The 21774-nt window shown below is 57.2% G+C and carries 18 protein-coding genes; 11 read left to right on the top strand and 7 right to left on the bottom strand.

Annotated elements, in window-relative coordinates:
• The first annotated feature begins 5 nt into the window (after nt 1-5).
• Together B6S09_RS07070 and B6S09_RS07065 are read left to right on the top strand one after the other, a co-directional pair.
• On the top strand, nt 6-569 hold the full coding sequence (locus tag B6S09_RS07070; RefSeq protein WP_094277807.1) for a TRAP transporter small permease: 564 nt from the start codon (nt 6-8) through the stop codon (nt 567-569).
• Between the two features lie 15 nt (nt 570-584).
• A complete protein-coding gene (locus B6S09_RS07065) occupies nt 585-1871 on the top strand; it encodes a TRAP transporter large permease (protein WP_094277806.1) in 1287 nt (428 codons plus the stop codon).
• Nucleotides 1872-1969: 98 nt separating this feature from the next.
• On the opposite strand, the gene nhaC is transcribed toward B6S09_RS07065, so the two are convergent.
• The 5 genes from nhaC to B6S09_RS07040 all read right to left on the bottom strand — a co-directional run bounded on the left by nhaC (nt 1970) and on the right by B6S09_RS07040 (nt 8412).
• Nucleotides 1970-3442: a Na+/H+ antiporter NhaC gene (gene nhaC / locus B6S09_RS07060; protein ID WP_094277805.1), complete on the bottom strand. Its 1473-nt coding sequence runs from the start codon at nt 3440-3442 to the stop codon at nt 1970-1972.
• Nucleotides 3443-3565: 123 nt separating this feature from the next.
• Nucleotides 3566-5830 (bottom strand): ATP-binding protein, encoded by a 2265-nt coding sequence (locus tag B6S09_RS07055; RefSeq protein WP_094277804.1) that lies wholly within the window; start codon nt 5828-5830, stop codon nt 3566-3568.
• Nucleotides 5830-6582, bottom strand: a complete 753-nt coding sequence (locus B6S09_RS07050) for a substrate-binding periplasmic protein (RefSeq protein WP_094277803.1) — start codon at nt 6580-6582, stop codon at nt 5830-5832. The genes B6S09_RS07055 and B6S09_RS07050 overlap by 1 nt, the downstream gene beginning before the upstream one ends.
• Nucleotides 6573-7361 carry a response regulator gene (locus B6S09_RS07045; RefSeq protein WP_279586641.1) on the bottom strand — a complete coding sequence of 263 codons (789 nt, stop codon included), beginning with the start codon at nt 7359-7361 and terminating at the stop codon, nt 6573-6575. The genes B6S09_RS07050 and B6S09_RS07045 overlap by 10 nt, the downstream gene beginning before the upstream one ends.
• The gene (locus B6S09_RS07040) at nt 7354-8412 is read right to left on the bottom strand and encodes a GlxA family transcriptional regulator (RefSeq protein ID WP_094277802.1); all 1059 of its coding nucleotides are present in this window, start codon (nt 8410-8412) and stop codon (nt 7354-7356) included. Before B6S09_RS07040 ends, B6S09_RS07045 begins: the two co-directional genes overlap by 8 nt.
• A gap of 314 nt (nt 8413-8726) precedes the next feature.
• On the opposite strand from B6S09_RS07040, the gene glyA reads away from it, so the two are divergent.
• From glyA to B6S09_RS07005, 7 genes are all read left to right on the top strand, one after another.
• Complete coding sequence (gene glyA / locus B6S09_RS07035) at nt 8727-9980, top strand: serine hydroxymethyltransferase (RefSeq protein ID WP_094277801.1); 1254 nt, start codon at nt 8727-8729, stop codon at nt 9978-9980.
• A gap of 43 nt (nt 9981-10023) precedes the next feature.
• Nucleotides 10024-11277 carry a sarcosine oxidase subunit beta family protein gene (locus B6S09_RS07030; RefSeq protein WP_094277800.1) on the top strand — a complete coding sequence of 418 codons (1254 nt, stop codon included), beginning with the start codon at nt 10024-10026 and terminating at the stop codon, nt 11275-11277.
• 12 nt (nt 11278-11289) lie between these two features.
• The gene (locus B6S09_RS07025; RefSeq protein ID WP_094277799.1) at nt 11290-11577 is read left to right on the top strand and encodes a sarcosine oxidase subunit delta; all 288 of its coding nucleotides are present in this window, start codon (nt 11290-11292) and stop codon (nt 11575-11577) included.
• Nucleotides 11574-14603, top strand: a complete 3030-nt coding sequence (locus B6S09_RS07020; RefSeq protein ID WP_094277798.1) for a sarcosine oxidase subunit alpha — start codon at nt 11574-11576, stop codon at nt 14601-14603. The genes B6S09_RS07025 and B6S09_RS07020 overlap by 4 nt, the downstream gene beginning before the upstream one ends.
• Nucleotides 14596-15225 (top strand): sarcosine oxidase subunit gamma, encoded by a 630-nt coding sequence (locus tag B6S09_RS07015; protein ID WP_094277797.1) that lies wholly within the window; start codon nt 14596-14598, stop codon nt 15223-15225. Before B6S09_RS07020 ends, B6S09_RS07015 begins: the two co-directional genes overlap by 8 nt.
• A 137-nt stretch (nt 15226-15362) precedes the next feature.
• Nucleotides 15363-16229: a formyltetrahydrofolate deformylase gene (gene purU, locus B6S09_RS07010; protein WP_094277796.1), complete on the top strand. Its 867-nt coding sequence runs from the start codon at nt 15363-15365 to the stop codon at nt 16227-16229.
• Between the two features lie 54 nt (nt 16230-16283).
• Complete coding sequence (locus B6S09_RS07005; protein ID WP_094199003.1) at nt 16284-16628, top strand: cupin domain-containing protein; 345 nt, start codon at nt 16284-16286, stop codon at nt 16626-16628.
• Nucleotides 16629-17130: 502 nt separating this feature from the next.
• Here the strand turns inward: B6S09_RS07005 and B6S09_RS06995 are convergent.
• Both B6S09_RS06995 and tyrR read right to left on the bottom strand, forming a co-directional pair.
• Entirely contained in the window at nt 17131-17916 is a 786-nt protein-coding gene (locus tag B6S09_RS06995) for an MliC family protein (RefSeq protein WP_094277794.1), read from the bottom strand.
• Between the two features lie 102 nt (nt 17917-18018).
• Nucleotides 18019-19569: a transcriptional regulator TyrR gene (gene tyrR / locus B6S09_RS06990; RefSeq protein ID WP_094277793.1), complete on the bottom strand. Its 1551-nt coding sequence runs from the start codon at nt 19567-19569 to the stop codon at nt 18019-18021.
• 203 nt (nt 19570-19772) lie between these two features.
• Between tyrR and B6S09_RS06985 the strand changes: the two genes are divergently transcribed.
• Entirely contained in the window at nt 19773-20330 is a 558-nt protein-coding gene (locus B6S09_RS06985) for an acyl-CoA thioesterase (protein ID WP_094277792.1), read from the top strand.
• Entirely contained in the window at nt 20327-21733 is a 1407-nt protein-coding gene (locus B6S09_RS06980) for an aminotransferase-like domain-containing protein (RefSeq protein WP_094277791.1), read from the top strand. Before B6S09_RS06985 ends, B6S09_RS06980 begins: the two co-directional genes overlap by 4 nt.
• Nucleotides 21734-21774: the final 41 nt, after the last annotated feature.

The raw sequence follows: 21774 nt of genomic DNA, 5'->3' as shown, positions 1-21774 counted from the left end.
TGCTGATGAAAACCTCGTCTCCCAACCAGATAAAATCAGCTTACCATTACTTTATTGGCATCATTAATAAAGTGGAAGGCGCCATACTGGTTATCAGTGTATTGTTAATGGCATTTAACAATATCTTTAATGTTATTGGTCGTGTTATTTTTAATAACAGTCTGTTCTTTGCTGAGGAGGTGAACAGCATTCTGATTATTCTTATCACATTCGCCGGAACAAGTTTTGCTGCCCGCCATGGCAGTCATATCCGGATGACAGCCATTTTTGATGCCCTTCCAAAGAAATATCAGAAAGTTCTGATGATCATCATTTCTTTCGTTACTGCTATCTGTATTCTGGTCATCGGCTATTTTTCAATAAAGTATATATTATGGATTGCACCGCGCGGGCAACTGTTGCCGGCATTGCAAATACCGGTATACACCATTTATCTATGGGCACCCATCAGCCTGTTTATCACTGGTATGGAATACTTTCTTGCCGGAATTAAAAATCTCTTTAATACAGAGGTCTTCCTGGCCAGTGAGGTGACTAACCAGCAGCACGACACTGTGGCAGAACTTTAGGGGATAGAGATGGACATGACCTCATTAATGCTGATCGCGATGGTATTGCTGTTACTGCTTGGATTTCCCATGATGATCCCCATGCTGGTAGCAACCCTCATTGGCTTTTATATACAATTTAGTGGCTTTGATAGCTCTCACTTTATGATTCAGCAGATGTTTGCCGGCATCAGGCCCGCCTCACTGATTGCGGTGCCCATGTTCATTCTGGCGGCGGACATCATGACCAAGGGGCGCTCTGCCAACAAGCTGATTGAGATGGTAATGGCCTATATTGGTCACTACAAAGGTGGACTGGCAGTCAGTACTGCAGCCGCGTGTACCATGTTCGGTGCCGTATCAGGCTCTACTCAGGCCACTGTGGTGGCGGTGGGATCACCGCTTCATCCTAAACTTATTCAGAACGGGTATAAGGACTCGTTTTCACTATCATTGATCATCAGTGCCAGTGGGATTGCACTGCTTATTCCTCCCAGCATTGGCATGATTATCTATGGCGGTATTTCACAAACATCTATATCAGAGTTGTTTATTGCCGGTGTCGTGCCCGGTTTACTGATCCTGATTTTATTTTCGGCTTATTCCGTGTTCTTCGCCGTTAAACATCAGGTGCCAACAGTCGCCAGATCCAGCTGGAACGAAAAAATGAAATCAACCAGGGAAGCTGTCTGGCCGCTTGGTTTCCCCATTATTGTGGTTGTCGGTATTTATGGTGGTCTGTTCAGTCCTACCGAAGCTGCATCGATTTGTGTGCTCTATGCCCTGCTGCTGGAAGTTGTTATATTTCGTGAATTAAATTTTAAGGATGTGCTTGGTATTGCCAAGTCTACCGGGCTGATTACCGCTGTGGTATTTATTCTGGTGGCGGTGGGCAGTGCCTTTTCGTGGGTGATTTCATTTGCCCAGATCCCTCAGGCCATTATGGCCGGGCTGGGGTTAAACGACGCGACGGAAGTCGGGCTGTTGCTGGCCATTTCCATTGCGTTCTTTGTTGGTTGTATGTTCGTTGATTCCATTGTGGTTATCCTGATCCTGGTGCCCATTTTCCTGCCTGAAATTGAACGGTTGGAGCTGGATAAGGTACTGATTGGGGTTATTATTACCCTGCAGGTTGCTATTGGAGCCGTCACTCCTCCTTTTGGCTGTAATATATTTACCGCGGTGGCGGTATTTCGCCGGCGTTATATGGATGTGGTTAAGGGGTCTCTGCCATTTGTTATCATGTTAATTACGGTTGCGGTACTGCTGATACTGATGCCGCAAACAGCCCTGTTTTTGCGTGACCTGGCGTTCGGCAAATAGACTTCGCTACTGTGGCTGGTCCGGACACGTCGATAACGGAATTAACAGAGCACCAAAAACGGGCCGGATGGCCCGTTTTTTATGTTATTCGAGCAGTACTACTTTGCTGGTGCCGGCGCAGCCAGTTCGGCGGCTTCCTGTTGCCACTGTGCCTTTTCACTGGCCGACGCCTTGGGCGAGAACCAGCCCAGGTGGGCATAGGCCATGCCGATCAGCGGCGACAGCCAGCAGGCGAAGGCCAGCGGAATATACAGCAGGTTCTCGGTGTTGCCGTCGGAGATGCCGAGCCCCAGGGCGGTGATCACCACGGCCCCGCCGGCATTCCAGGGAATCAGCGGTGAGATCAGGGTGCCGCCTTCCTCACAGGCGCGGGACAGATTGAGCGGTGAGTAGCCTTTGGTCTTGTAAGCGGGGGCATACATGCGGCCGGGCAGGGCAATGGACAGATAAGGATCGCCGCCCACCACGTTGGTCATGGCCGAGGTGGCAATGGCGGAAGACTGCAGGGCACCAAAGCTTTTGGCCCGGCTCAGTATTTTTTCCACAATGACTTCCAGACAGCCGGTACGCTCGAGCACGCCGCCAAAGGCCAGGGCCACCAGCATCAGGGTGATCACCCAGGTCATGCTCTGAATGCCGCCCCGGTTGAGCAGGGTGTCGATTTCGCGCACGCCGGTGTCAATCTGGTAACCACTGAACATAAACTCAAAAGCCTGTTGCAGGCCGACCCCCTGGGTCAGCATGGCGGTGGCCAGCCCCAGCAGAGCACCGGCAAACAGGGTGGGCAGGGCCGGCATTTTCTTCAGCGCCAGGCCAATGGTAACCACCAGCGGCAGCAGCAGGCTCCAGGACAGTGCAAAGTGTTGCTCCAGGCCGTTAATAATGGTGTCTATACGGGCAAAATTGACCAACTGATCGCCAATCAGAGCAAAGCCTGCCACCAGGTAAATAACCAGTGCAATGAGCATGGCGGGAATGGTGGTGGGCAGCATGTTACGGATGTGGTCGAACAGGTTGACCCCGGTGACGGCGGGGGCCAGGTTAGTGGTGTCGGACAGCGGCGACATCTTGTCACCGAAGAAGGCGCCCGACACTACGGCCCCGGCAGTCCAGTACATGGGAATGTCAAAGCCGTTGCCGATGCCCATCAGCGCCAGACCCACGGTGCCGGTGGTGCCCCAGGAGGTACCAAGCGACAGCGATACCACGGTGCAGATCAGCACGGATGCCGCCAGGAACAGTTCCGGTGAAATTAAGCTTAGGCCCAGTTTAATCAGATAGGGAACAGTGCCGCTGGCAATCCAGATGCCGACAATCATGCCCACGATGATCAGAATCCCTACCGACTGCAGGCCGAGACGCACCACGTGCATCATGCCCTCTTCCATGTCATTCCAGCGATAGCCACGCAGCCAGCCGATCAGTGCGGTGACGGCCACGCCGATGGCGAGGGGAATATGGGGAGTAAAATTGCCGAAGTAAAACAGTTGCACACCCAGCACCATAAAGGTGAGGGCGATGGGCAGACAGGCCAGCCAGAAGCCGGGTTTGTGGGGTTTGTTGATTGTCATGGTTCTCTCCTTGAGCCTGAGCCCTCCCGATAAGTGCCGGGAGGCAATATGTAACGGTCTCAGGCTAATGAGAGAATGTTTATTACTGTTTCACTATTTGTAATTTTTTGTAAATAATTTGTGTTATTTTTTGTTTTCCAGACGCTGACATAGCACGGTCAGAGTTTTACGGGTGTCCCGTATAATACGCTCCAGGGCATTGACGGGCAGCTGCCGGAAGGAAGTTTGTGCATTGGCGGCCTGCTCCAGCTCGGCCAGCGCGTCCGCCAGCCGGGTTTGTGCCAGCATGCCTGCGGTGCCACCCAGGCGATGGGCCAGGCGGGCGAGCTCGTGATGATCTTCATGTTCAATGGCCCGTTGCAGCTCTGCCGTTCTTGCGGGCAGCTCCCCGGTAAAACTTTTTACCATGGCCAGCAGCCGGCCCCGGCCCAGTACCCGCAAGTGTTCCTGCAGCAGAGGTTGCTCCAGCACCAGCTCGGGCTGCAGCTTGATGTCCATGGCCCGGGCCAGTGCCTGAGTCAGCCGGGGCCATTGCACCGGTTTGGCCACCACGGCCTTGAGGCCGGCGTCCAGGTAACGGCGAATGTCCTCCGGTGTGACGCTGGCGGTCAGTGCGATAACGGGGGTGCTCTGATTCAGGCCGGTAATTTGTTCACGCAGATGCCGGCTGGTCTCCAGTCCGTCCATGCCGGGCAGGTGCATGTCCATCAGGATCACATCAAAGGCCTGCTGGCGTGCTATTTCCAGAGCTTGCTCACCGCTTTCTGCCTGGCTGACAAGGTGATGATGTTGCTCCAGCAGTGCCGTGAGAATGCCCCGGTTAATGGCCACATCTTCCACCAGTAACAGACTGAGACTGGGCAGGGCGGCCAGTTCGGTGTGTTGATCCTTAATCTGGGCGGCCACCTGTGTGAGTGGCAGCGTAAAGCTGAACCGGCTTCCCTGGCCGGGTGTGCTGTCTAGATGCAGTGTTCCCCCCATGGCTTCAATCAGGCGGCGGGAAATCGCCAGGCCCAGGCCGGTACCGCCATAACGGCGGCCGATGCTTTCGTCAGCCTGGGTAAAGCGTTCAAAAATGCGATCCTGCTGCTCGCTGGCAATACCAATGCCATTGTCTTCAACCACAAACTGCCAGCCCTTGCTTACCGGACGTACCGTCAGTCTGATGTGTCCGCCTTCACTGGTAAATTTGATGGCATTTGATAAGAGGTTAATCAGTACCTGGCGCACCCGGCCGGCATGGCCCGACAGCCAGGGCAGGGTATCGGGGGCGTTCAGTCTGAGTCGGATCTGTTTGGCACCGGCATAGCCCTGCATCATGGCAATGGTGCTTTCCAGCAGTTCGCTCAGGGCAAACGGTGCCGGCTCTTCCGGCAGTGGTCCTTGTTCCAGTGCGGCATAATCAAGCACGTCGTTCAGCAGCATCAGCAGGTGGTCTGCCGAGTGCTGCAGCGTGTCGAGCAGACCTTTCTCGGAGCGGTTTTCCAGTGCCGGCTTGAGCAGGGTCAGGGTGCCCATGATGCCGTTCATGGGGGTGCGCAGCTCGTGAGTCATATTCGCAATAAAACGGGATTTGGCGTTGTTGGCTGCTTCTGCTTCTTCTTTAGCCTGGCGCAGGTTCAGCGTGCGTTTGTCGACCAGTGCCTCGAGTTTTTCCTTGTCATGCTGCAGTTCGCTCTGGCGGCGTTCCACCGACTGACGCATGCTGTTGATGGCACCCACCAGGGTGTCGAGTTCGTCGGACAGCTCGCCGGGGTTACGAGACAGGTTGAGCGGTTCAGCCCCGGGGCGGCCTTTGCCTATCTGCTCGACATAGCTGGCCATGTGCTCCAGATGACGGGTAACCCTCCGCCGAAATACCAGCATCAGGCTCAGGGCAATCATCAGTACCGTCAGTGACTGCCCCAGCAAAATAGTGCGTGCGCGTGAAAACAGCTGATGACGAATGCTTTGCCGGCTGAAGGAAACTTCAAGCTGGCCGACGCTTTGCAGCCCCAGTACCGGACTCGGGTAAATCAGTTCAAAGCTGTGCGGGTTAACGCCGTCGTGATCCGGCCCTTTGCTGAGGGTGAGCGGCTGCTCCAGACCGTCACCGGTGACGGTAAGACTGGCCATGTGCGGCATGTCGAGCATGCTGTCCAGTTGCAGCATGACCTGAGGCAGGTTCAGATCCCACAGGCTCTGGGACAGTCCGTCCAGATAGCTTTCTTCGATCAGTGCCAGCCGTTTATCCATATCCTGACTGATTTTACGGTGATCCATCCAGACCTGTACGGCTGTAGACAGGAGGGTAAAGCACAGACTGACGCCAATAACCAGCCAGAACAGGCGAAAACTCAGGGTACGCGGCCTCCGGTGGCGGGGCAGCAGGCTCAGCAAAGTGCTCATCAGGGGGCGTCCAGGTATTTTTGTTCAAAAAAAGGCGTAATGCGCTCGATGTAATGATCTTCAACCAGTGCGTTTAATCTCGCCGAAAGTAGCGGCAGCAGGGGTTCGAGCACGGAGCCTTTGGGAATGGCAATATGATAACGTTCCAGGGCCAGTAGTCCGGGCAGGGGATGTACCCTGTCGGTCAGCGCCAGCTTTTGTGCCTGCAGCCGGCCGGTAGCAAGTCCGATGGGCATATAGTCAATGCGCCCCAGTGCCAGTTTATGAAAATTTTGTCTGCCGGTAGACACCCGCTCCACATTGGGGTGGTGACCGGCCTGGCGGTCAAATTCATCACCGAAGCTGTCGCCAAACAGCAGGCCGACCGTATTGCTGGTAAGAGTCCAGGGAGAGCGGCCGCCATTGCCGAAGTGTGTAAACAAGACCACCGGATCTGCCACCATGGGGGTGTCGCTGAACAGAAAGTGCTGTTCTCGATCGTGCGTCTTGTAGGCGGAGACCAGCAGGTCGACCTTCCCCCGTCTGGCTGCCAGCTGGCAGCGTTCCCAGTTACCAAACACCTGCATATTGATGGTATAGCCCTGTTCAGCGAGCAGTTTGCGCATCAGATGGGGGGCAATGCCGGTCAGTTCGTTGTCCTGCTCCCAGGACAGGGGAGGTATTTCCGGGTGACCACAGGCGGTAATGGCAGATAACTCTGCACTGACTGCTGAAGATGTTGTCAATAACAACGTGAGAAAAATCAGTAACACGGCACTGCCTTGGGAGTAAAGACATAGCCAGCACCATGTACGGTAAGAATGATACGCGGGTTGGCAGGGGCATCATGTAATTTTCGTCTCAGCCGGCCTACTAATACATCAATAGTGCGATCATTGGGAGTCCATTCCCGGTTTTTAATGCGATCCATTAATTGATCTCGTGACAGAGTGTGACCGGCATTATTGATAAATGCGCATAGCAGCTGATATTCACCATGGGTGAGTGCCGTCGTTTCGTTTTTTTCACTTAACAGCAGACGTCTGTCGAGATCTAATTTCCAATTTTCAAACCGACGCAGGTTGGCCCGGTTTTCGTTACCGGGGGCGGCAGCCCGGACACGCGCTGCCAGATTCTTTGTACGAGCGAGTAATTCACGCAAATTGAACGGTTTGGACACATATTCATCAGCACCACATTCCAGCCCGATAATACGTTCTATTTCATCCTGTCTGCTGGTTACCAGAATAATACCGGTATTTCCCCGGGTACGAATTTCCCGGGTGAGGGTAAGACCATCTTTCCCTGGCAGCTGTATATCAAGCAAAATAAGATCAATATTATGATCCTGCATAATACTTTCTGCTTTCTCAGCGCTGGCTGCTTCGTATACGGTGTATTGCTCCTGACGAAAATAGTCAACCAGGCAATGTCGGGTGATGCTGTCATCTTCTACTATCAGAATGCTGATATCCATATCGCGCCTGCCCTGAAGGTTGGTAGCGGCATTACTTATCACCACTGCTGAGAACTTGTCAATGTGTTCACTCATGGGCCCCGGTGCGGCGCAGCTGACGGGCCTGGCTGGGGGATACCCCGAAAAAATCTTTAAAACAGTGGCTGAAGTGAGTCGAGCTGACAAAACCACAGGCCACCGCAATGTTAGCGATGCTGGTATCGCTTTGCAGCAGCAGGCGGCGGGCCTGGGTGATACGCAGCTCCAGATAATAGCGCGATGGCGTGGCCTGCAGGTGGGTCTGAAATAACCGTTCCATCCGCCGTCGCGACAATCCGGCATAACTGGCCAGCTCGTCAATACTGAGTGGCTCCTCAATGTTGCTGTTCATCAGTCGCAGCAGATCTCTGAGCGGGCGGGGCAGGGCGGGATCGTTTTCCGCCAGGGCGAGCCGGGTTTCGCTGCTGTCGGCCAGACGATCGCTGCTCAGAATTTCACGAATGGCCCGTACCGTGTCGGTGCCGTGCAGTCGCTCAATCAGCAACAGCATCATTTCCAGGGCGCTGCTGGGGCCGGCACTGGTCAGAATGTGACTGTTTGCTTCCAGGGCCCGGCTGGAGATCTCTACCCGTGAAAAGCGCTCTTTGGCAAAGCTGTGGTTATCGGGGTGGATGGCGCAGCACAGGCCATCCAGGGTGCCGGCATGGGCCAGCGCCACTGCACCGTTCCATAGCCCGCCCAGTACTCTCTCACGCCGGGCCGCCAGTCTGAGTTTGCGGCTAAGCAGACCCTGCTCGGATAAGTCGCAGCGAAATCCGCCACATACCACCACCACATCCAGGGCGTTATCGCCGTCCAGAGGCAGTTCGTCGAGGGTGTGATTGGCTGAAATATCAATTGCCAGGTCGCTGCACACCGTGGCGCTGTCGAGGCCATAGCTGCTGATGGTGAACAGCGGCGTGGAGTGGACCAGGTTGGCAGTCACCAGAGCGTCGACGGCGGCGGTGAACGCCATCATCGAGAAATGGGGCTGCAGCACGAAGCCGACCCGCACCGGTGCCGTGCCGGCAGCTCGGGCAGGCAGGAAAGCGCTGTTGGTGTCACGCAGCCGGTGGCTGAAGAGACGTTTTTCACTGGCTTGATACATGTTTTTAATCGTTAGTGCACCCGGATGAAGGAGCACAGTCTGTTGGTAACCGTGTTCACCGGATTCTACCCCGCCGGCATGCCCTTTGCACTCCCCGGGCGGTCGGCCTGGAGACCGTACTGTGTCACGAATGTTGCGCCAATGTGATTTTTTGTCGCAAATACGCAGTATTCAGCCGCAGGCAGGCATCTTTGTCCGGCTGGCCGGCAGTAGTATGCCAGCAATGTAACAGCGGCAGGCCTGTACCGGCCCCTGATAAAACGGATAACACGCAAACCTGCATGGCGGGTTTGCAGGCGCAAGGAGAAGTTAACATGTTCAGCAAGCACACCCGCATTCAGGACACAGATCCGGCACTGTGGTCGGCGATGGAAGAAGAGGCCAGCCGTCAGGAACAGCATATCGAGCTGATTGCTTCGGAAAACTACACCAGCCCGGCGGTGATGGAAGCGCAAGGCTCGGTGCTCACCAATAAATATGCGGAAGGCTACCCGGGCAAACGCTACTACGGCGGCTGCGAAGCGGTAGACAAGGTGGAGCAGCTGGCCATTGATCGCGCCATGGCACTGTTCGGTGCCAGTTATGCCAACGTACAGCCGCATTCCGGCTCGCAGGCCAACGCCGCCGTGTATATGGCGCTGTGCGCCCCCGGCGACACCGTGCTGGGCATGAGCCTTGCCCATGGTGGTCATCTGACTCACGGTGCCAAGGTGAGCTTCTCCGGCAAACTCTATCATGCCGTACAGTATGGCCTGAATGACGCTACCGGTGAGGTGGATTACGACCAGGTCGAGCAGCTGGCCCTGGAGCACAAGCCGAAAATGATTGTGGCGGGCTTCTCTGCCTACTCTCAAATCATGGACTGGGCCCGTTTTCGTGCCATCGCCGACAAGGTAGGGGCTTACCTGTTTGTGGACATGGCCCACGTTGCCGGTCTGGTGGCCGCCGGGGTCTATCCCAATCCGGTGCCTTTTGCCGATGTGGTGACCACCACTACCCATAAAACCCTGCGCGGCCCCCGTGGCGGCCTGATCCTGGCCCGCTCAAACCCGGAGCTGGAAAAGAAACTCAATGCCGCTGTGTTCCCCGGTGGCCAGGGCGGCCCGCTGATGCACGCCATCGCCGCCAAGGCCGTGGCCTTTGCCGAGGCGCTCAAGCCCGAATTCCGTACCTACCAGCAAGCGGTGGTGGAAAATGCTCAGGCCATGGTGGAAGTGTTTCAGCAGCGCGGTTTTGATGTGGTGTCTAACGGCACACAGAACCATCTGTTTCTGCTCGATCTGTCTGCCCGGGGCATTACCGGCAAGGACGCGGATCGGGTGCTGGGTGATGCCAACATTACCGTGAACAAGAATGCGGTGCCGAACGATCCGCAGCCTCCTTTTGTCACCTCGGGACTGCGCATCGGCACCCCGGCGGTGACCAGCCGCGGCTTCAAGGCCGAGCATTGCCGCCAGCTGGCGGGCTGGATTTGTGACATTCTGGAGCACATGGACGACCCTGAGGTGATTATCTCGGTCAAGGACCAGGTGGCCAGCCTTTGCAGCTATTTCCCGGTGTATCGCTAAGCGGCATAACCCCGAGATGAATTTGGAATAACAGGTGACCCTCATGCAGAAATATTCAGGATTTGGCCTGCTCAAGCACGCCCTGACTCACCACGAAAACTGGCAGAAAGTGTGGCGCAATCCCACGCCCAAGCACGAAGGCTACGATGTGATCATCGTGGGCGGCGGCGGCCACGGTCTGGCCACTGCCTACTACCTGGCCAAAGAGCACGGCATCACCAACGTGGCGGTGATCGAAAAGGGTTATCTGGGCGGCGGCAACACCGCCCGTAACACCACTATCGTGCGCTCCAACTACCTGTGGGATGAAGCGTCCTGGCTCTATGAGCATTCCATGAAACTGTGGGAAGGGCTGGCACAGGATCTGAACTACAACCTGATGTTCAGCCAGCGTGGCGTGCTTAACCTGGGTCACACTCTGCAGGACATGCGTGACATCGAGCGCCGGGTCAGTGCCAACCGCCTGAACGGCATCGACAGTGAAGTGCTCTACACCAAGGATGTGCAGGAGCTGGTGCCTATTCTTGACTGTTCCAAAAATGCCCGCTACCCGGTGCTGGGGGCGTCCTGGCAGCCCCGCGGCGGAACCGCCCGTCACGATGCCGTGGCCTGGGGCTTTGCCCGCGCCGCCGATGCCATGGGCGTGCACCTGATCCAGCAGACCGAAGTGACCGGCATTCGCCGTGAGAACGGGGCCGTTACCGGCGTGGACACCACCCGCGGCTTTATCAAGGCACCCAAGGTGGCCTGTGTCACTGCCGGCAACTCCGGGGTGATGGCCAACATGGTAGGCATGAAGCTGCCGCTGGAATCCCACCCGCTGCAGGCCATGGTGTCCGAGCCGGTGAAGCCGATCCTTGATACCGTGGTGATGTCCAACCACGTGCACGGCTATGTGTCCCAATCCGACAAGGGCGACCTGGTGATCGGTGCCGGTATCGACAGCTATCTGGGCTATGGTCAGCGTGGCTCCTTCCCGGTGGTGGAGCACACCATGGCGGCAATTGTGGAAATGTTCCCGATCTTCAGCCGGGTGCGCCTGAACCGGACCTGGGGCGGCATTGTGGACACCTGCCCGGATGCCTGCCCGATTATTTCCAAGACTCACATCAAGGGCCTGTATTTCAATTGTGGCTGGGGTACCGGTGGCTTCAAGGCCACTCCGGGGTCGGGCAACGTGTTTGCGCACACCATTGCCAAGGACGATCCGCACCCACTGGCCAAACCGTTTAATGTGGACCGTTTTACCACCGGTCACCTGATTGACGAACACGGCGCAGCCGGCGTTGCCCACTAAAGGAGAGAGACAATGTTTAACATTTATTGTCCGCACTGCGGCGAACACCGGGAAGAAGAAGAGTTTCACTACGGCGGCGAGGCGCACATTGCCCGTCCGGCGGATCCCAATGCGCTGAGTGACAAAGAGTGGGCTGAGTATCTGTTTTTGCGCAAAAACCCCCGTGGTCTGCATCACGAGATGTGGTATCACGCCGCCGGTTGCCGCAAGTTCTTTAATGCTACCCGGCACACCGTGACCTATGAAATCCAGGAAACCTACAAGGTGGGCGAACAGCCGCAGCAAGGAGGCCAGTCATGAGCCAGCAGAACCGCATTCAGGGCAAGGGCCGGGTCGATGCCGGCAAGCCGATCAACTTTATTTTCAACGGCAAGCGCTATGAAGGCCTGGCCGGTGACACCATCGCTTCGGCATTGCTGGCCAACGGCGTGGATGTAGTCGGCCGTTCATTCAAGTACTCCCGTCCGCGCGGCATTATGGCTGCCGGTGCCGACGAGCCGAACTGCATTCTGCAGGTGGGCTCCTCTGAGGCCACCATGATCCCCAACGTTCGCGGCACCCAGGCCGAGCTGTATGACGGCCTGACCGCCGCCAGTACCAACGGCTGGCCCAATGTTGATAAGGACATTATGGGCGTGATGGGCAAGCTCGGCGGCAGCATGATGCCTCCCGGCTTTTACTACAAAACCTTTATGTACCCCCAGTCCATGTGGCCCAAGTACGAGCATCTGATCCGCAAGGCCGCCGGACTGGGCCGGGTGCCCGGCGAGCGGGATCCGGATACTTACGACAAAATTAACCACCACTGCGATGTGCTGGTGGTGGGGGGCGGTGCCGCCGGCTTGACTGCGGCCCTGGCGGCTGGCCGTCGTGGTGCCCGGGTGATCCTGGTGGACGAGCAGAACGAATTTGGTGGCCACCTGCTGCACAGCACTCAGCCCATTAACGGCCAGGCTCCGGCGGTTTGGGTGGACGCGGCGGTAAGAGAGCTGGAAAACCTGCCCGATGTCACCCTGCTGCCGCGCAGTACTGCGGCCGGTTACTATGATCAGAACTTTGTGTCGGTGATGGAACGCCGTACCGATCACCTGGGTGAGCGTATCTCCGGCAAAACACGTCAGCGCCTCCATCGCATTCGTGCCGGTCGCGTCATTCTGGCCACCGGTGCCCAGGAGCGTCCGCTGGTGTTCGCCAACAACGATCTGCCGGGCTGCTATGTGGCCGGTGCCCTGTCCACTTACGTTAACCGTTATGGCGTGGCTCCGGGTGAGCGCCTGGTGCTGATGACCTGTAATGATTACGGCTATCAGGCTGCGATTGACTGGCTGGAAGCGGGCCGTGAAGTGGTGGCGGTGGTCGACAGCCGGTCCAACCCCAGCGGTGACCGCTATCAGCAGGTCAAGGCCCGTGGCGTGAAGATCTACACCGGTCATGGCCTGATTGAAGCCACCGGCAAGAAGCGGGTAAATGGTGCCAAAGTGGCTCCGGTTACCAGTGACGGCAGCCGGGTGACCGGCGATGCCGTGTCCCTGAACTGTGACATCATTGCCACCTCCGGCGGCTGGAGCCCGGTGGTACACCTGACCGCTCATACCGGTTCCCGTCCGGTGTGGAATGCCGATGTGATTGGTTTTGTGCCCGGCGAAACCGTGCAAAAGCAGCTGCTCGCCGGCGGTGTGCAAGGCAGCTATATGCTGTCTGCCGTGCTCAATGAAGGCCTGAAGGCCGGTCGTGAGGCGGCCGAAGCCACGGGTTACGGTGAGCTGGCTGCCAATGTCACGGACGCTGACGTTAACACCACGGATCCGCGGGAAGATCAGGCTCAGGCGCTGTTCCTGGTGCCGCACAGCCGCGCCATCAGCCGGGCGCCCAAGCAGTTCGTCGACTACCAGAACGACGTGACTGCCGCCGGCATCGAGCTGGCCGTGCGCGAAGGCTTTGAGTCCATCGAGCACATCAAACGTTATACTGCCATGGGCTTCGGTACCGATCAGGGTAAGCTCGGCAACATCAATGGCATGGCCATTGCCGCCAATGCCATGGGCAAAAGCATTCCGGAAACCGGCACCACCATTTTCCGTCCGAACTACACCCCGATCACCATGGGTGCCTTTGCCGGCCGTGACGCGGGTCACCTGTTCGACCCGGCCCGGTTCAGCGCTATGCATGCCTGGCACGTGAAAAATGGTGCCGAGTTCGAGGATGTGGGTCAGTGGAAGCGCCCCTGGTACTTCCCCAAGGCGGGCGAAGACATGCACCAGGCGGTGAACCGTGAGTGTGTGGCCACCCGTACCAGCGTGGGTATTCTTGATGCCTCTACCCTGGGCAAGATCGATATTCAGGGAGCGGATGCCCGGGAATTCCTGCAGCGCATCTATACCAACGCCTGGGCCAAACTGAACCCTGGTTTTTGCCGCTACGGTCTGATGTGTAAAGAAGATGGCATGGTGTTCGACGATGGGGTGACCTCGTGTATCAGCGACAATCATTTCATTATGACTACCACCACCGGCGGGGCCGCGGGCGTATTGCAGTGGCTGGAGCTGTGGCACCAGACCGAATGGCCGGAACTGGACGTGTATTTCACCTCTGTGACAGACCATTGGGCCACCATGACCGTCTCCGGTCCTAACAGTCGCAAGGTGCTGGAAAAGGTGGTGCAGGATCTGGATCTGTCCGGTGATTCCTTCCCCTTCATGACCTGGAAAGATGCCACCATCGCCGGCGTGAACGGCCGTATCTTCCGCATTTCCTTCACCGGTGAGCTGAGCTTTGAGGTGAATGTGCAGGCCAACTACGGCATGCATGTGTGGGAAGCGCTGATGGAAGCGGGGGCCGAGTTCAATATTACCCCGTATGGCACCGAGACCATGCACGTGCTGCGGGCCGAAAAGGGCTTCATCATCGTGGGGCAGGACACCGATGGTTCGGTGACGCCGCAGGATCTGAACATGAGCTGGTGTGTGGGCAAGAACAAGCCGTTCCCCTTTATTGGCCAGCGTTCCTGGGCGCGTGAAGACACCGCGCGTACCGATCGCAAGCAACTGGTGGGGCTGAAGTGCAAGGACGCCAAAACGGTGATTCCGGAAGGTGCCCAGATTGTGCTGGATCCCAGCCACCCGATCCCCATGCCGATGGTAGGCCATGTGACCTCCAGTTATTACAGTGCCAACCTGGGCCACAACATCGCCATGGGCGTGGTCAAGGATGGTCTGAACCGAATGGGCGACACTGTGTATTGCCCGCTGGCGGACGGCAGGGTGCTGGAAGCCGAAATCACCAGCACAGTTTTCTATGATCCTAAAGGAGAGCGTCAGCATGTTTAACAACACCGCCAAAGTGAGCGAAGTACAACGCCAGGTGCGGGGGGAGTCCCCGCTGTATCACGCCAACCTGGAGACGCTGGCCAGGCAGGATCAGCAGGGTGAGGTCAGGCTGCGCGAAAAAGCCTTTATGGGACACCTGATTTTACGGGGCAATGTCGGTAACGAACTGTTTGCCAAAACCGTGGAAAAGGTACTGGGTGTGGCGCTGCCCACCCAGGCCAGCCACTCGGTGGAAAACGACAAGGTACTGGTGCAGTGGCTGTCTCCTGACGAATGGCTGATCATCACCGAAGGCGGGCAGGAAGGCCCGCTGCAGCAGGCGCTGCGTGAACAGTTGTCCGGACATTACGCCATTACTGATGTAAGCGGTGGCCAGACCGTGATTGAACTGTCCGGCCCCAAGGCGGAAATGGTGATTCGCAAGTCGTGCCCCTATGACGTGCACCCGTCCAACTTCCCGACCGGCAAGTGTGTGGGTACGGTGTTTGCCAAGAGCACGGTGCTGCTGCGCCGCACTGGTGCTGAAAGCTTTGAGCTGGTGATCCGCCGCAGCTTCTCCGACTATTTGTGGCTGTGGCTGCAGGATGCCAGCCGGGAATACGGTCTGGTGATTGGCAAGTAAGTACTCTGGCTCTGGATTCCCGCCCTGGCGGGAATGACATTGAGGGCCGTCACCCCCGCTAGGGCGGGGGGCCATAACGCAAGGCCTGGTATGCCGGGCCCGTTGCAAGGGACGATCATAGTCGGGGAGGCGACACCATGGAGCAGCACGATACCTTTATCCTTACCGCCAGCTGTGAAAGCCGGCTGGGCACTGTGGATGCGGTGACCGGCTATCTGTTTCAGCAGGGGTGTTATGTGGCGGATATGCAGACCTTTGACGATGCTCGTGCCGGCCACTTTTTTATTCGGGTAGAGTTCCGCAAACCCGAGCAGGGCGAGTTCGATGAAGCGGCATTTCGCGACGGCTTTGCGCGCCGTGCCGAAAAATTCGGCATGGCGTGGGAGCTGACCGAACGCAGCCGCCGGCCCAATGTGGTGATCCTGGTGTCAAAGTTCGATCATTGCCTGAACGATCTGTTGTACCGCTATCGCACCGGTCAGCTGGCCATTGAGATCCCGGCCATTATTTCCAATCATCCGGATCTGCAGCGACTGGCCGACTGGCACCATATTCCCTATTACCACTTGCCGATCACGCCGGATACCAAGGCGGAGCAGGAAGCCCAGTTGTGGAAGATAGTGCAGGAGTCGGATGCGGATCTGGTGGTGCTGGCGCGCTACATGCAGGTGCTGAGCCCGGATCTGTGCGACAAGATGGCCGGCCGTGCCATCAACATTCACCACTCATTGCTGCCCGGTTTCAAGGGCGCCCAGCCTTACCATCAGGCCTATGCCAAGGGAGTTAAGCTGGTCGGGGCCACCGCCCACTATATCAACAACGAACTGGATGAAGGACCCATCATCACCCAGGGCGTACAGGCGGTAGACCACAGTCATTATCCGGAAGATCTGGTGGCCAAGGGCCGGGACATCGAATGTGTGACCCTGGCCCGGGCCATTCAGTATCACATTGAAAAGCGAGTGTTTATGTACCAGGGAAAGACAGTGGTACTGGGCAGCTGACACTCATTTAACTTATCGAATGCACGAGCATTCGGCATGAAACAAGGAGCCATCATGTCTCAGAAAATCACGGTACTGCGCGACACTCAGCCCCAGGTGCTGCTGGACGCCACTAAGTGGGAAAAACTGTCAGGTGACCCCCACACCGTTAACCTCAACGCCTATACCTCGGAAGACGGTAGCAAGATCATGGGTACCTGGATCTGTACTCCGGGTAAGTGGGCGGTGAATTACACCAAGTGGGAATATTGTGATTTCCGTGAAGGGTACTGCATTCTCACTCCCGAGGGTGGTGAACCCATTCATCTCAAGGCTGGCGACATCTTTGTGGTGGAGCCGGGCTTCCAGGGCACCTGGGAAGTAGTGGAAACCGTGCGCAAGTACTTCGTGTTTGCCTGATCGGACAAGACGCCAGTCCTGTTTTCGGCCTGCCTGGTGCAGGCCGTTTTTGTTTCCATGCCCACCTGCAGAACATCACAAAGCCAACCCGCACAGTCGTCTGCCCTGGGCCCCCGCCTGCGCGGGGGCGACAGTCTTGCTCCTGTCATGCCCGTGCAGACCGGCATCCAGGGCAGGGGGCACGACATTGATAATATGGCGGCGTCAGCAGGGACGTATGGGCCCCGGCCTGCGCGGGGGCGACAGTCTTGCTCCTGTCATGCCCGTGCAGACGGGCATCCAGGGCAGAGGGCACGATATTGATAATATGGCGGCGTCAGCAGAGACGCATGGCCCCCGCCTGCGCGGGGGCGACAGTCTTGCTCCTGTCATGCCCGTGCAGACGGGCATCCAGGGCAGGGGGCTCGATATTGATAATGTGGCGGCGTCAGCAGAGACAGATGGGCCCCCGCCTTAGCGGGGACGACGTTTATGCGCGGGGGTGACAAGGTGAGGGAGAAAGTTACTTCACCTTACAGCGCATCTCAGGGGCGTTGTGTCCCCAGCGAATGGTAGCTTCACCCTGGTGCTCCCAGAAGCTTTCATTGCGGCCTTCATAGCGGCTGCCACTGGCGCTGGGCTGGGAGTACATCAGGGAGACGCTGTCGCCATGCTCGGCGACCAGGGTATCAGGTTGTGTGTCAAAAAAGGTGACCACCACCTCGTTGGCCGGGTTGTCGTTGCAGACAAAGCGGAACGGACCGTTCCCGGGGATCAGCCGGTAGCCAGCCTGCAGCTCGGCGGTACGCTGCTGGTATTGCTCCTGCACGCAGGCTCTCGGGTTCTCGTTTTTCCAGCACTCGTTACGGCCCTTGAGCCAGCCTCGTTGCTCGGCCTTAAGCATCGGTGGCTGTTCATTGACGGCTTTAGCCTGGGCCTGCTGGTATATTTCAGCCAGTTTTCGGTCCTGTGCCGCCAGGCCGGCATCGTTGCAGATCATTTCTTCGGTACTGCCGGGCTGAACGCCTTCACAGGAAAAGGACGGGCCCTTCCTGACCAGCGCATCAATATGCTCACACCAGGCCGGTGTATCGTGCGCAGGCACGCTGGCATCACCGCGAATCCCCAGCCGGAATTCCACCACTGATTTCCATTCTCCGGAGCCGAGATCGGGGCCATGTCCCTGACCATCACCGGTATTGACCTTTTGTTCGACCCACTCAGCCCATTCGGGAGAGCAGGGAGCCACCGTGGTTTGAGTGCAGGCAGACAAGGCCGGGATCGTCAGTAACAACAGAATGCGCTTCATGAAAATAACTCCGTTTTTGTTGTGGAGCGGCGTTATGCCGGAAAACCATGCAACATGCCATGCAGTTGCTGAATTGACCGTTGCGGATACCACGTTGAACGGTTATTTCTTGTGCTTGCCAATGCCGTATTCACGCAGTTTATTGGCCACCGCAGTATGCGAAATACTGAGACGTTTGGCCAGCAGCCGGCTGGACGGATATTCCGGGTAAAGCCGCTCCAGTAACAAGCGCTCAAACCCTTTCACCGCGTTATCCAGTGAGCCCTCGCACAATGCCGTCAGTTCCGGCAGGCTATTTTGTTCCGGCAGTGATAAATCGGTCATGTCCAGTTCGTCGCCTTCCAGCAGACTGATGGCCCGGTACAGGCTGTTACTGAGCTGGCGCACGTTGCCGGGCCAGGAATAATGTTGCAGGTAGTCGGCAAGTTTTGCTGACAGCCGGGGTTGGGGGCGTTCCAGGGCGGCGGCGTAGCGGGTACACAAATGCCGGGCCAGGGGCAAGATGTCCTTTTGTCGCTCCCGCAGGGAAGGCACCCGCAGGTTGAGCACATTGAGCCGGTAGAACAAGTCCTGACGGAACTGACCGTTGTCCACCAGGGCAGCCAGATCCTGCTGGCTGGTGCAAATCACGCGAATGTCGACTTTCACTTCCTGCTCGTCCCCGAGCCGTCGAAACACGCCGTCTTGCAATACGCGCAGCAGTTTTCGTTGCAGCAGCGGCGACATTTCACCGATTTCGTCCAGCAGCAGAGTACCGCCATTGGCCTGTTCCAGCACGCCGCGTTTGCCGTTGGCATTATTGCCAAAAGCCCCGGGGGCATAACCAAACAGTTCGTTCTCGGCGGCATCATCGGGCATTGAAGCGCAATTCAGCAAAATAAAGGGGCCTTCGCCCCGCAGGCTGGCCTTATGGCAGGCGCGGGCCAGCTGCTCCTTGCCGGTACCGGTTTCTCCCGTGATCAGCAGAGGGGCATCCAGCACTGCCAGCCGGCGGGCTTCCCGCAGCAGTGCGCTCATGGCCTGGCTATGGTCAATGAAATCGTCGAAATACTTGGACTCTCGATGGCGCATGGCCTTGAAGTGCTGGCCGATGCGCCAGGCTGATTTGAACACCACAACAGCACCGGCCAGGCTTTTTTCTCCGGATTCTTCTGTCACCCAGATGGGTAACAGATCGGCCAGCCAGGGCTCACCTTCAATGGTCACCCGCTCGCTCAGTGGCCGCGGATTTTCCTGCTCCAGCCAGCGACTGACAAATACTCCTTTCAGCCTGGGGCCAAGGGGCTGCTGGATCAGTTGTGCCTGAGTCTCGTTGAGCAGAGCGCAGGCAGCGTCGTTAGCCAGGGTGATCCGGCCTTTCAGATCCACCGCCACCACGGCATCCGGCAGCACTCTGAGCAGGGCGGAAATGGCATTATGCTCCTGCTCTGAGGGCATACAGGCAATGGTCTGTACATCATGCACCCCAGGCAGGCGACGGATGGCCGGCATCAAGTGCTGCAGCTCGGCAAAGTCGAGGGCGGGAAAGTTGAGGTAGATAATGCCACTGGTGTCAATTTCGATACCACGCAGATCAATACGGTGTTCTACCAGAATATTGAGCAGCTCCCGGGTCAGGCCCAGACGGTCTTCACAGTTTACTTTCAGGCGCATGAGTTACATCGGTAAAGTGCAATAAGTGTAAATAATACCTTACACTTGTTGCCGCAGGCGACTAAAGTCGTAGTAAAACGTGATTAATTCGCTTTTTACGGTCTTATGCGGTTTACCTGAGGGGCCGGCTCGTCCATGCTTGCCGACCGGTGCATTCAGGTGCACGCTAATCACATAAAACAGTAAGTATTTCAGGTGAAGTAATGAGCGAAGCGGTTTTTTGTACGGTTAAATCGTCCCAGGTGATCCTCAAGGAGTTGATGGTGCCTTCTTACGCCAATTTTGGCGGTAAGGTCCACGGAGGCATTATTCTGTCATTGATGGACAAAATTGCCTACACCTGTGCTGCCAGCCACGCCAAGGGCTATTGTGTGACTGCCTCGGTCGATTCGGTAGACTTTCTCAACCCGGTGGAAGTGGGCGAGCTGCTCACTCTGTATGCCTCGGTGAACTATGTGGGGAAAAGCTCGATGGAAGTGGGCATTAAGGTGGTGTCGGAAGACTTCAAACAGGGCATCGTCAAACACACCAATACTTCCTATTTCACCATGGTGGCGCTGGATGAAAAAACCCGCAAGCCCACCGCTGTAGCTGGCCTGGTGCTGGAAGACGAGCAGGAAATTCGCCGTTTTGTCATGGGTAAGCTGCGCAAAAAACTACGCCGGGCCCATCAGCAGGAGGTGGCCGATCTGCGTCAGTCTCTGAGCCTGGCTCAGGAAATGGCCGAGCTGGAAGGGGAAAACTGCCAGCTGGCGCTGTGACCAGTAAATACCGCCGCCTTGCCCGGCAGTTGCAAGGACAGATTGAAGCTGGTGTGTGGCAGTCCGGAGATAAACTGCCTTCTCTCAGGGACACCGTAAAGCAATCCGGCTTCAGTCTGATGACGGTATTAAATGCTTATCAATTGCTGGAAAGTCAGGGCTGGATCCTGGCTCAACCCCAGTCCGGTTACCGGGTCGCTCCCCGTCAGCACAGTCCGGCCAATACGGCCCGTCCGGCGCTGCATGCTGCCGAGGCAGTGGATATTAATGCTTTCATTTTCAATGTCCTGCAAGCCGGTCAGCGCTCGGATTGTGTGGCCTTTGGCTCGGCTTTTCCTGATTCGTCACTATTTCCTCAAGAGCAACTGGCCCGCTCTCTGAGTCGGGTTGCCCGGCACCTTACTCCGGATCAGCAACTGGTGCTTCCGCCAGGTTGCGCCGAACTGCGCCGGGCAATTGCGCGCCGCTACGCCGCCCGGGGAACGGAGGTGGCCCCGGAGGAAATCGTGATTACTTCCGGGGCCCTGGAAGCACTGAACCTGAGCCTGCAGGTGCTGACCCGTCCGGGAGACTGGGTAGTGGTGGAAGCGCCGGCCTTTTATGGTGCCTTGCAGGCGATTGAGCGCTTACAGCTAAAAGCGCTGGCCGTGCCGGTGGATGTGGCATCCGGCCTGGATCTCGGTGCTCTTGCCGATGCACTTGGCCGTTATCCGGTGAAGGCCTGCTGGCTGATGAGTCATTGCCAGAACCCGCTGGGTGTGAGCCTCGGGGCCGAGTCCCGTTCCCGGCTGCTGGCACTGTTGCGTGAGCATCAGGTGCCGTTGATTGAAGATGATGTTTATGCGGAGCTCTATGATGGGGAGCAGGCGCCATTACCGCTGCGCGCACTGGACCGGGATGTGTTGCACTGCTCTTCTTTTTCCAAGACCCTGGCCACAGGACTGCGTATTGGCTGGGTCTCGGCAGGAGAGCGGGCTCCCGATATTCAACGGCTGCAACTGATGAGTACTCTGTCTACCAGCGCACCGATGCAGCTGGCACTGGCCGACTATCTGGCTTCCCATCATTACGACCGGCATCTGCATACCCTGCGGAGGGTACTGTTACAACGTAAACAGCGGTTTTATAAAGCGCTGTGTCAGCAGTTACCGGAGCAGGTCTGCGTGCACCCCGGTGGTGGTTACTTTTTATGGCTGAGCCTGCCGGACGGGATGGATGCAACCCGCCTGTATCACCGTGCCCTGTCCGAAGACATCACTATTGCGCCCGGCCGAATGTTCGCCGCCGGCGATCAGTTCCGGCATTGTTTCAGGCTGAATGTGTCTTTGCCCTGGAATTCCCGGACAGAAGCGGCGATAGCCCGCCTGGCTGCACTGGCCAGGGAGCTTATTCAGGGCTGCTGAACGACACACTGTTATGGTTTCGGCTGATTACCGGCGCCGAA

The organism is Oceanimonas baumannii (genome assembly GCF_002245495.1).
GTDB lineage: Bacteria > Pseudomonadota > Gammaproteobacteria > Enterobacterales > Aeromonadaceae > Oceanimonas > Oceanimonas baumannii.
This window is presented reverse-complemented; position numbering and strand designations above follow the sequence as displayed.